This is a genomic window from Gluconacetobacter asukensis (genome assembly GCF_014174375.1).
Taxonomy (GTDB): Bacteria; Pseudomonadota; Alphaproteobacteria; order Acetobacterales; family Acetobacteraceae; genus Gluconacetobacter; species Gluconacetobacter asukensis.
The window spans coordinates 1-9,299 of sequence record NZ_JABEQE010000035.1 but is presented as its reverse complement, the minus strand read 5'-3'; the positions used below and the strand labels follow the sequence as shown (position 1 = coordinate 9,299).

Here is a 9,299-nt window from a genome sequence, read left to right as displayed (position 1 = left end):
TTCGGGATTACGAGCAGAGGATCGACGTCTCGGAGGCAATGATCCATGTCGCTCTCGGTAGCCTCATGCTCCGCAGAATTGTCCACCCATGACCATTCTCAAACGGACTCTCAGAGCTTTTTTGACAGCACTTCCTGCAGCATCGCCTTGTCGGGCGACAGGTCCGCCACGATCCGTTTCAGCTTCGCGTTCTCGTCTTCGAGCTGACGCAGCCGTTTCATTTCGGAGGGCATCAGGCCCGCATATTTCTTCCGCCAGTTGTAGAACGTCGCATCCGAAATGCCTGCCTTCCGGCAGACCTCGGCGACAGGTGTCCCCCCTTCCGCCTGCTTCAAAACAAACGCGATCTGCGCCTCGGTGAACTTCGATGCCTTCATGAAACTCTCCTCATCCCGGGTACGGGATCATAAGTGGAAAATTCCAACTCAAAATGGCCGTGTTTTTGGGGAGCACGTCAAGACGGCGGAGGCTACACGTTCGGCGATACCGATTTCCATCTCAATGTCGGGAGGATTCGGGATTTTGTCCTGGCAAGGGAAGTCACGAATCACGAAATGTATCATGCCGTGCAGGGTGCCTTCTCCAAGGAGCGCGGCGCCCTCGACGATGATCCGGACCTCTCGCCCTGTCACGCGACCCACAAGCTATTCGACAACCTATATGAGGAGGGTACAGCAGATTATGTTGGAGACCACTCTCTGATCGAGCAAGCGCAGGGCGAAGCGGCCGATCGTATCAGGGACGATGAAAGGGACAGCCTGAAGCACATAGAATGGAGTGCCTCACTTCTTGAAATGTCCGTCGATGCCCTGAACGCCAAGACACCGGTACCTTACAGTAAGGTCTATGCCGTTGGCTTTTACGGACACGCCATGCCTGTACAACATCGCGTATGTAATCGCGAAAGATATCACGGCGCGTTACGGGCCCGATGGCCTGATCAGATTGCTCAGGCAGCCCTCTTACGACTATATCCTCACCTATGTCCGCCTGCCCGAATATGGAAAGGATCGCGACCATCCGCCTCTTGGAAACGGGACCGTCGCGGCGGCACAGGTTCTCGCTGCCGGATGCAAATAAGCCAAACCGCGGCCGGTTACCCTGCTTCCTGAGGGGTAACGAGGAGGGCATCCCTGAAGCCGCGGATCTCTTCAGTGAGGCGGACAAGATCCGATACCGGAGCACCGGACCGCTTGAGCAGGGTCGCCGCGAGGCATGTCGCATCCTGGCGCAATGCAACACCTTTCGGACACAGCGTTACGACGACCTGGCGCTCGTCATCCGGATTGCGTTGGCGCCGCACGAATTCCGCAGCTTCCAGACGCTTCACGAGAGGCGTGATCGTACTCGACTCCAGAGCGAGGCGATCGGCGATCGCTCCGACGGATTGCCCGTTCTTCTCCCAGAGTACGTTCATGACGAGATACTGCGGATAGGTGATGCCGAGCCGATCAAGCACGGGTCGATAAGCCCGGTTGATCGCGATATTGGCCGAATAGATGGCAAAACACAGATGCGCGTCCAGCGGCAGGGAATCGGGCGGGGAATCCAAGGTCCATCTCCATGTGGCAGGCGAGGTTTCTTTATCACGAAATTTGATATCGCGATAAAGAAACAGCTTTACAAGCCCGGGCTTCGCCACTACGAATTTATTTATCGCGATAATCTTTATCGTGTTATCGTTATGGAGGTTTCTATGAACATTCTCTATCGTGCCGAAGCAACAGCCACCGGCGGACGCACCGGCTCAGCGAAATCAAGCGATGGGCGCCTGAGCGTGACGCTCGATACCCCGAAGGAACTCGGAGGGGCCGGTGGTGACGGCACCAATCCTGAGCAGCTCTTCGCAACGGGCTATTCCGCCTGTTTCCTCGGCGCCCTGAAATATGTCGCCTCGCAGAAGAAGGTGAAGCTGTCCGAAGAAACCTCGGTCTCCACGTCGATCGGTATCGGCCCGCGCGACGATGGCAAGGGCTTCGGATTGGAGATTTCCTTGACGGTCGCCATTCCGGGCATCGAACGCGCCGAAGCCGAGGCGCTGATCGCCCAGGCCGATATTGTCTGTCCCTATTCCTACCTTGCCCATAATGGCGCGACCGTCGGTCTCAGCGTTGCGTGATCGGCCTTCGAAATACACGCCGCCGGCACTTGGCCGGCGGCGGCAAGACTTCAGGCGCCGCTCCGGTCGGGCGTACCATCTTGCACATAGTAGATCATGTGCGACGCCCGGGAGGCGAAGAAACGTCTGGTGTCGAAAAACACTTTCTCTCCGGCCGCGTCTTTCAGAGTGCATTCATGACCGAGCTACCGGTCCCGCATTCTCTCTTGTGAGTCTTGCATTTCATTTTCCCCACCCGTGCCGTTGTTCGTAAGCGGCTTCGGATATGGGGTTTGTGGACGCGAACGCCGCCTCTTCCGCAGTCATATTGCGAGGCCTTATGTCCGAACAAGCCGCAAGGAGCAGCAAAAAGAGAGTGGCCAGAAGCAAAATGGATTTTGTTTTTATTCCAAAACCACAATGTGTCATGACCACTCTCCTTATTTTATATATCGGTCAGATCATCGCAATATTCTTCAGTTTTACCGGATCGGCGATCATGTGAGATCGCCGTTGGTGTAGCGAGCGGCCGGAAGCGAACGCGAGAGGTTTGGCATCAGGGCATGGCGGGCATTTTCGTAGGCTTCCCAGTCCGCGACATCGGGCAGCGAGGGGATCGTCACCAGTTCGCCCTGGTCCAGCCCCGCCAAAGCTGCGTCGACCATGTCCGCTGCTTTCATGACGATCTCAGACGGCAGGTGCTCGACGGGTGTGCCCGCTGCGTTCCAGAACTCGGTTGCCGTGGCACCCGGCAGAACCACCTGGACGTTGACACCAGTCCCAGCCAGTTCCTTGTGCAATGACTGGGTCAGTGCCAGCACGAAGGCCTTGGTGCCGCCGTACACACCGTTCAGGACTTCCGGCGCAATGGCGCCAATCGACGAAATATTGACGATCAGACCCTGTCCACGCGCCACAAAACCCGGTAGCGCGGCATAGGTGAGTCGCGTGAGGGCGTTGACGTTCAGCCCGATCATCGCCTCCATCGCGTCGATATCGGATTGCAGGGCGGGTACCGTCGCGCCGACGCCGGCATTGTTGACCAGCGTGGTGATGCTGTGATCGGTCTTCAGGATGTCCGCCACCCGGCGGACGTCTGCACCCTGACCCAGATCGGCGGTTACGACCTCAACGGACCGACCGGTCTCGTCGCTGATCCGCGCCGCCAGTTCGTCGAGCCGTGCGCGATTGCGAGCGACCAGGATCAGGTCATAACCGCGTCGGGCCAGCCGGTCCGCGTAGATCGCGCCGATCCCCGATGATGCCCCTGTCACCAATGCCGTTCCGAAATGTTGCTTTGTCATTTTCATGGTTCCTTTCCGATATGAGGGCGTCATGCCTCGCCTGCTGGAACCATAGGCGGGCTGGCTTTTGTCTTGAATGTCGTATATGCGTCTTTTCAAGACAAAGGAGATCGCGGCAATGCAGCGCGTCGGGTTCATCGTCTACCCGGGCTTCCAGATCATAGGTCTCGCCGCTGCGACGGCGTTCGAGGTTGCCAATCTCGTCAACGATCCGCCGGTCTACGAAGTATCGGTCCACTCGGAGAGCGGCGGCACGATCCGGGGATCAGACGCCGTTTCAGTCGACAGCGCGACGTTGGACGACACGCATTTCGACACCCTGATCGTCCTGGGCGGGACGGGGATCCCCGATCCCTCGCCGGGGCTGGTGCAGTATATTCGAATTGCCGCCAGAAGCGTACGTCGCCTCGCGTCGATCTGCACGGGTGCCTTCGTCCTGGCGGAAGCCGGATTGCTCGACGGCCGGCGCGCGACCACACACTGGCTTCTGGCCCCCGAATTGCGCACCCGTTTTCCGGCGATCAAGGTGGAAGAGGACCGGATCTTCCTGATTGACGGTGCAATCTGGACCTCCGCCGGCATGAGTGCCGGGATCGACCTCGCACTGGCGATGATCGAAAAGGATCTGGGCCGAGAAATCGCAAGATCAGTCGCGCAGAAGCTGGTGCTCTATCACCGTCGCGCCGGTGGCCAGTCGCAGCATTCGACCTTGCTCGCACTGGAACCGAAATCGGACCGGATTCAGAGCGCCCTGGATCATGCCCGACGCAATCTGCGGAATAGTCTGTCCGTCGAGGAACTGGCCGAGGCCGCGCATCTCAGTCCCCGCCAGTTCAGCCGCCTCTTCCGCGCCGAAACCGGAGAATCACCTGCCAAGGCGATCGAACAGCTGCGCATCGAAGCCGCACGCCTGATGCTGGAACAGGGTCGCCATCCGATTGAAGTCATCGCGCGCGAAACCGGCTTCGACGACCGCAACCGGATGCGCAGGGCCTTTCTGCGCGCCTATGGCGTGCCGCCGCAGGATATCAGGCGCAACCTCGCGGACGCATAGGCGCGTCCGCCGTCCCTAGCCGCCGATCATCAGCAACCCGGCCCGGACGCCGTTTTCCAGGATCGCATCGGACTCATTCCCCGGTCCGATCACGCGCGCCAGTTGCAGCGTGCCGATCATCAACCCATAGAGCGCCTGTGCGGTCGCCCGCCGCACCGCTGGCGTACCGGCAGGCAGGCTGTCCGCGATCTGCCCGACGAATTCATCGCACGCGGCACGGAAGGCATCGCGCGTTTCTTCCGGATGCCGGGCGATTTCGGCCGATAGCGCGGCCGCCACACACCCCCCACCCGGATTGTCGCGATGAGACGGGCTGAGATACCGGCGCAACCAGATTTCGGGCGGCGCGCCATCGCGGATCGCCTGCACGGTGGCGCCGCCGGCATTCGCGCGCATCGTGTCCAGAGTCTGGCGAACCAGATCCTCTTTCGACTCGAAATGTGTGTAGAACGCGCCGTTGGTCAGGCCGGCATCCGCCATCAGCCCGGCAACGCCGGCGGCCGCGATCCCATCCTGGCGAAAACGCCGGCCCGCCACGTCGATGATATGCCGACGCGTTTCCTCCCGATGACCTTTTTGATAGCGCATCCGTCCCTCTCGTCCCTGCCGCCCGAAATTTACGGCCACACCTATTGCATTACAATCGTAATTTGACATTATGATCATAATTCAATTGGAGGCACAGACAATGAGACTACGTGACAAGATCGCCCTGATCACGGGTGGCAACAGCGGCATCGGCCTCGCGACGGCCGAGCGTTTCGTTGAGGAAGGGGCCCGCGTCGCGATCACGGGCCGCGACCAGAAGACACTCGACGCGGCGGTAACGAAGCTGGGGCCGAATGCACTGGCGATACAGGCCGACCTGACCGAGGACGGCGCGGCCGAGCGTGCGGTCGCCGCCACGATCGAGCGGTTCGGCGCGCTCGATATCCTGTTCCTCAATGCCGGTATCGCAGGCAATACACCTGTCGGCGCCACCAGCCGGGCACAGTTCGAACAGGTCCTCGCGACCAACCTGACCGCCGTCTTCTTCACCGTGCAAGCGGCCGCACCTCACCTGAAGGAGGGTGGGTCGATCATCCTCAACGGGTCGGTACACCAGGTGTTGGGCATTCCAGGCGCCTCGGCCTATGCAGCCAGCAAGGGCGGTATCGGCGCGATGAACCGGGTGCTGGCATCGGAATTCGCCCCCCGTGGCATCCGGGTGAACAATGTGGTGCCAGGTGCCACCCGCACGCCGATCTGGCGGACATTCGCCGCGACGTCCGAAGAACTGGAAAAGCTGGAAGCCGTCTATTCACGCGGCATTCCGCTGGGCCATCTGGGCGAAGCCGTGGATATCGCCAACGCGGTACTGTTCCTGGCCTCCGATGAGGCGCGGCACGTCACCGGCACCGAGATCGTCGTCGATGGCGGCACGATCGGCGCGCCCGCCGGCGCCCCGATTTTCCGCGCAGAAACGTAAGACGACCGCGATGTCGGAGAGCACCAACGAGAGGATCGCCGATCTCGTCGAAATCACCCCGATCAGCGAGCCTCGCGTGGCGGATCGCAAGGCGCGGGCTCGCGACGCCATCCTGACCGGACCGATCGTCGGAACATTGATGCGGCTCGCGCTGCCGACGATCGCCGTACTCCTGGCCCAGACGGCAGTCGGGGTGGCCGAAACCTACTATGTCGGTGTCCTGGGGACCGAGGCGCTGGCTGGCGTGGCACTGGTTTTTCCCGTCTATATGCTGATGGTCACCATGTCGAACGGTGGCCTGGGCAGCGGGGTGGCGTCGGCGCTCGCGCGGGCGATCGGCGCCGGGCGGCAGCACGACGCCGACGCGCTGGTGCTGCATGCCATCGTGTTGGCCGCGATCGCCGGCACCGTTTTTACCGTCGGACTGCTCTGGGGCGGTCCTGCGCTCTATGGCGCTTTGGGCGGGAACGGCCTGTCCCTGCGCGCGGCACTATCATACTCGAATACCGTTTTCGGCGGCGCGGTCGCCATCTGGATCGTCAACCTGCTATCCGCCGCCTTGCGCGGGGCAGGGAACGTAAGGGTACCCGCATTGGTGACCCTGGTCGGGGCCGCGATCATGATCCCGGCTTCTCCCGCCCTGATTTTCGGCTTCGGGCCGATCCCGCGTCTCGGTGTCGGAGGCGCCGGACTCGCGTTCGTGCTCTATTACGTCTGCGCGCTGATCGTCCTGTTACGCTACATGGCCTCGGGCCGATCGGGCTTGAAACTGCGGATGGCCCGCCTCGAATGGCGCCTGTTCGCGGATATCCTGAAAGTGGGCATCCCCACCGCATTGAATACAGTGCAGACGAATCTGACCGTCATCATCATGACCGGTGCGGTTGGTGGCCTCGGCGTCGACGCCATTGCGGGATATGGCATCGCCTCCCGGCTCGATTACGTGATGATCCCGATCCTGTTCGGCCTGTCCTCGGCCGTACTGACCATGGTCGGGATCGCAGTCGGCGCGGGACAGGCCGCTCGCGCGCGCAGGATTGCCTTGATCAGCGCAAGCGTGGGAAGCGCCTTCGCGGAAATCGTCGGGCTGGCCGTCGCCCTTGCCCCCACACTCTGGAGTGGCCTGTTCACCGGACAGGCGCCCGTCACGATAATCGCCACGACCTATCTGACCATGGTGGCACCCACATACGGCTTCATGGCGGCGGGATTCGTGTTCGCCTTCGCCGCTCAAGGCGCAGGCCATGCCCTGTGGCCTTTCCTCGCCTATACCATGCGGACGCTAGTGGCGGCGGGCGGCGGGATGGTTGCCGTGCATGTCCTCCACGCCGGAATGGTGGGCCTGTCAGCGGTCGTGGCGGCATCCTATATCGTTTTTGCCCCGATCTGCGGCGTGCCGATGCTGTCCCGACGCCTATGGCGCGCTCCCGCGAAACAGGACACCCCCTGACACACAAAGGCCACCGTGAAGCGGCCGCCGCCATGCTCAGCGGCGCAGATCGATATCGTCCTGTTCCATGCGGTATCGAAGCGAGAAAATATCGTCTCCCGACATGATCGCTCCGCGCCCCAGCGGCCGCCCCTGTTCCCAGTTCGACAACCCGAGTTCGGGCTTGTCGAGAGCATATTGGCCGTCAGCCCAACGGGTAAATCCATTGCCGACGAATGGCGCATCCACCGCATCGAAAAAGCGATTCTGCGCAGTCCTGTCCTCGCTGATCAGGGATGCGACGAAGCGGGGACTGTGCTGGTCGAACAGAGCGATGGCCTCGTCCAGGCCGTCGACGACGACGAACGAAATTTCAGGCGTTTCATCCCACGCCCACTCTGTCGACAAGCGCGCATGGGGCAACATGGTCGCGACCGGCTCATCGACGATCCCGCCCTCCCGCGTGGTTATGACCACGGTGGAAAAGAGGGAAGCAGGAAGATAATTTTCCGATCCTTCCAGAACATGGATGCGAAAGCCTCCGATCGGCGACGCGGCCCGTTCCAGGCCCTCAAGCAAGGCGGGAACCAGATCGGCGACACGCGCCCTGTCGATGCAACAGACATTCAGCGTGTTGCACACTTTCCGGTCCAGCGAAGCGGCGACGGCCGAGATGAAGCGCGCTCTGTCCGCATGCGCATCGGCGACCAGCCACGCGCCGCCGGTCCCGTGCAGACTGACCGCCACGCCGCACTGGCGCGCAACGTCACCCAGTTGCGCCACCGCTGGACCGGAACCGCGCACGACGGCCACCCCCAATCGCCGGTCGGAGAGCATCGCCCAGGCCCCTGCCCTTTCCTGACGCGCGATCAGCCTGACGGCGTCGTCGGGCAAGCCACTGCTGGACAACGCGGGTCGAATGGCATGATCCATCATGCATCGCGCGGTCTCAAAGGCGTCTCGCCCGATCCTGATCAACGCCGTATTGCCGTTGCGCAGAACGCCCGTGGCGTCCACCAGCACATTGGGACGCCCTTCGAAGATGAAGCCGACGATACCGACCGGTGCCCTGCTGACGGATACCGTCCAGCCGTCATGCTGTCGTACGTCGATATCGGCGTGACGATAGCTTTCGGACGCGGCCCAGATGCGCAACCCGCGTATCATTCCGTCGCGCGCCGTCGACCCTAATGCCAGCCGCCCGGTCGATCGGCCGGTCGCACGGGCATTGGCGACATCATGCGCGTTTGCCTCGACGATTCTGGACCAGACCGCGTCATCTTCCAACAGATCCGCGAACGCCTCGAAAAACGCGACAATCTGTATGTCCGATCTGGTCGTCAACGCCTTGAAGGCCACCGAAGACGCAGAAATATCGTCGCGCACTGCATTGCGAATATCCGTCGGTATATGAAGCAACGCTCCATCAGTCTGACACACCACCAGCATGTCTCCGGCCTGAAATTCATTCGCCAGGCCGGCCGGTACGCTGACGGCACGATTCCCTCCAAACGGGATCAACATGCCCGGGGTGAGCCGATCGAGCTGCATCTTCGACGCGTCCTTATCTTTGTTTTCGGGGCGTAGGGAGCGCTGAAGGCACTCCTTACTCTTTGGAAGCCCCCGTGAAATCCTTCGCCACCTCCGGCTCGCCGTCGTCAGGCTCGTTCGTCGGCTTTATGCGATACCAGATCGCATAAAGTGCGGGCAGGAACATCAGGATCAGTCCGGTGCCGGCCGCCGTGCCGCCGATCAGCGTATAGGCCAGCGAGCCCCAGAACACCGATTCCGTCAGCGGGATGAAGGCCAGCACGGCCGCCAGGGCCGTCAGGATAACCGGGCGGGCACGCTGCACGGTCGCCTCGACCACCGAATGGAACGGATCGAGCCCCGCCGCCTGATTGACCTTGATCTGTCCGATCAGGATCAGCGTGTTGCGCATCAGG

General features: G+C 61.6%; 9 protein-coding genes and 2 pseudogenes. 5 read left to right on the top strand and 6 right to left on the bottom strand.

Features of this window, described 5'->3' with window-relative positions; translation table 11 throughout:
• Positions 1 to 92: pseudogene (locus tag HLH35_RS19360) on the top strand (IS5/IS1182 family transposase); the annotation flags it as partial.
• A 24-nt stretch (positions 93 to 116) separates the two neighbouring features.
• Here the strand turns inward: HLH35_RS19360 and HLH35_RS19355 are convergent.
• Both HLH35_RS19355 and HLH35_RS19350 read right to left on the bottom strand, forming a co-directional pair.
• Positions 117 to 377 (bottom strand): annotated as a pseudogene (locus tag HLH35_RS19355) (transposase); the annotation flags it as partial.
• Between the two features lie 719 nt (positions 378 to 1,096).
• A complete protein-coding gene (locus HLH35_RS19350; RefSeq protein WP_182980697.1) occupies positions 1,097 to 1,552 on the bottom strand; it encodes a MarR family winged helix-turn-helix transcriptional regulator in 456 nt (151 codons plus the stop codon).
• Between HLH35_RS19350 and HLH35_RS19345 the strand changes: the two genes are divergently transcribed.
• Positions 1,514 to 2,119: an organic hydroperoxide resistance protein gene (locus HLH35_RS19345; RefSeq protein WP_408870146.1), complete on the top strand. Its 606-nt coding sequence runs from the start codon at positions 1,514 to 1,516 to the stop codon at positions 2,117 to 2,119. The two genes, HLH35_RS19350 and HLH35_RS19345, sit on opposite strands and share 39 nt — an antisense overlap.
• 476 nt (positions 2,120 to 2,595) lie before the next feature.
• Here the strand turns inward: HLH35_RS19345 and HLH35_RS19340 are convergent, their stop codons facing one another.
• A complete protein-coding gene (locus HLH35_RS19340; protein WP_182980696.1) occupies positions 2,596 to 3,402 on the bottom strand; it encodes an SDR family NAD(P)-dependent oxidoreductase in 807 nt (268 codons plus the stop codon).
• Positions 3,403 to 3,520: 118 nt separating this feature from the next.
• On the opposite strand from HLH35_RS19340, the gene HLH35_RS19335 reads away from it, so the two are divergent.
• Positions 3,521 to 4,456, top strand: a complete 936-nt coding sequence (locus tag HLH35_RS19335) for a GlxA family transcriptional regulator (RefSeq protein ID WP_182980695.1) — start codon at positions 3,521 to 3,523, stop codon at positions 4,454 to 4,456.
• 15 nt (positions 4,457 to 4,471) lie between these two features.
• Here the strand turns inward: HLH35_RS19335 and HLH35_RS19330 are convergent, their stop codons facing one another.
• Entirely contained in the window at positions 4,472 to 5,044 is a 573-nt protein-coding gene (locus tag HLH35_RS19330; protein WP_182980694.1) for a TetR/AcrR family transcriptional regulator, read from the bottom strand.
• A gap of 100 nt (positions 5,045 to 5,144) precedes the next feature.
• Here HLH35_RS19330 and HLH35_RS19325 point away from each other — a divergent pair, with 100 nt between their 5' ends.
• On the top strand, positions 5,145 to 5,924 hold the full coding sequence (locus HLH35_RS19325) for an SDR family NAD(P)-dependent oxidoreductase (RefSeq protein WP_182980693.1): 780 nt from the start codon (positions 5,145 to 5,147) through the stop codon (positions 5,922 to 5,924).
• Between the two features lie 10 nt (positions 5,925 to 5,934).
• Positions 5,935 to 7,374, top strand: coding sequence for an MATE family efflux transporter (locus tag HLH35_RS19320; RefSeq protein WP_182980692.1), 1,440 nt, complete (start codon positions 5,935 to 5,937; stop codon positions 7,372 to 7,374).
• A gap of 36 nt (positions 7,375 to 7,410) precedes the next feature.
• On the opposite strand, the gene HLH35_RS19315 is transcribed toward HLH35_RS19320, so the two are convergent.
• Both HLH35_RS19315 and HLH35_RS19310 read right to left on the bottom strand, forming a co-directional pair.
• Entirely contained in the window at positions 7,411 to 8,739 is a 1,329-nt protein-coding gene (locus tag HLH35_RS19315; protein ID WP_220790788.1) for an aldehyde dehydrogenase family protein, read from the bottom strand.
• Between the two features lie 220 nt (positions 8,740 to 8,959).
• On the bottom strand, positions 8,960 to 9,299 hold a 340-nt coding region (locus HLH35_RS19310; RefSeq protein ID WP_182980690.1), incomplete at its 5' end, for an efflux RND transporter permease subunit.

Bases quoted from the DNA above. Each gene is read 5' to 3' on its own strand.
- HLH35_RS19345 (WP_408870146.1), top strand. From the start codon at position 1,514: ATGCGCGTCCAGCGGCAGGGAATCGGGCGGGGAATCCAAGGTCCATCT.
- HLH35_RS19340 (WP_182980696.1), bottom strand. From the start codon at position 3,402: ATGACAAAGCAACATTTCGGAACGGCATTGGTGACAGGGGCATCATCG.
- HLH35_RS19335 (WP_182980695.1), top strand. From the start codon at position 3,521: ATGCAGCGCGTCGGGTTCATCGTCTACCCGGGCTTCCAGATCATAGGT.
- HLH35_RS19330 (WP_182980694.1), bottom strand. From the start codon at position 5,044: ATGCGCTATCAAAAAGGTCATCGGGAGGAAACGCGTCGGCATATCATC.
- HLH35_RS19325 (WP_182980693.1), top strand. From the start codon at position 5,145: ATGAGACTACGTGACAAGATCGCCCTGATCACGGGTGGCAACAGCGGC.
- HLH35_RS19320 (WP_182980692.1), top strand. From the start codon at position 5,935: ATGTCGGAGAGCACCAACGAGAGGATCGCCGATCTCGTCGAAATCACC.